Origin of the sequence: Xanthomonas sp. WHRI 1810A, assembly GCF_040202885.1 — a bacterium.
GTDB lineage: Bacteria > Pseudomonadota > Gammaproteobacteria > Pseudomonadales > Pseudomonadaceae > Aquipseudomonas.
In genome coordinates, this window is sequence record NZ_JBEGED010000045.1 from 1 (window position 1) to 924 (window position 924).

A 924-nucleotide genomic window follows, 5' to 3' on the forward strand; every position below is an offset into this window, starting at 1 on the left:
CCAGTTTTGGATGCAGTTCCCAGGTTGAGCCCGGGGATTTCACATTCAACTTAACAAACCACCTACGCGCGCTTTACGCCCAGTAATTCCGATTAACGCTTGCACCCTCTGTATTACCGCGGCTGCTGGCACAGAGTTAGCCGGTGCTTATTCTGTCGGTAACGTCAAAACAGCAAAGTATTAATTTACTGCCCTTCCTCCCAACTTAAAGTGCTTTACAATCCGAAGACCTTCTTCACACACGCGGCATGGCTGGATCAGGCTTTCGCCCATTGTCCAATATTCCCCACTGCTGCCTCCCGTAGGAGTCTGGACCGTGTCTCAGTTCCAGTGTGACTGATCATCCTCTCAGACCAGTTACGGATCGTCGCCTTGGTGAGCCATTACCTCACCAACTAGCTAATCCGACCTAGGCTCATCTGATAGCGTGAGGTCCGAAGATCCCCCACTTTCTCCCGTAGGACGTATGCGGTATTAGCGTCCGTTTCCGAACGTTATCCCCCACTACCAGGCAGATTCCTAGGCATTACTCACCCGTCCGCCGCTCGCCACCAGGTACAAGTACCCGTGCTGCCGCTCGACTTGCATGTGTTAGGCCTGCCGCCAGCGTTCAATCTGAGCCATGATCAAACTCTTCAGTTCAATTACTTCATGGGTTTTGAGAAAACCCTAAACTTGGCTCAGCAATCGTTGGTTAAACCATGATTTCTCGCGGAGTAACTTGCGATGCTGATAATCAGTTGACATCAGTCTTACAGCACAAGCACCCACACGAATTGCTTGATTCAGTTGTTAAAGAGCGGGTGGTTAAGATCTTTCGTCTCAACCGAGGCGCGCATTCTACAGCGCCCCCTGTATCTGTCAAGCGGTTATTTTTCGAAGCTTTCAAAGTTTCCTCTGCAACTTCAACCACTTGCGCTTCGA

Annotated in this window: 1 rRNA gene; it reads right to left on the reverse strand. The window is 50.5% G+C overall.

The annotated features are described in order from the left end of the window. A 16S ribosomal RNA gene (locus ABQX22_RS26630) occupies nt 1-642 on the reverse strand; the annotation flags it as partial. Nucleotides 643-924 lie beyond the last annotated feature (282 nt).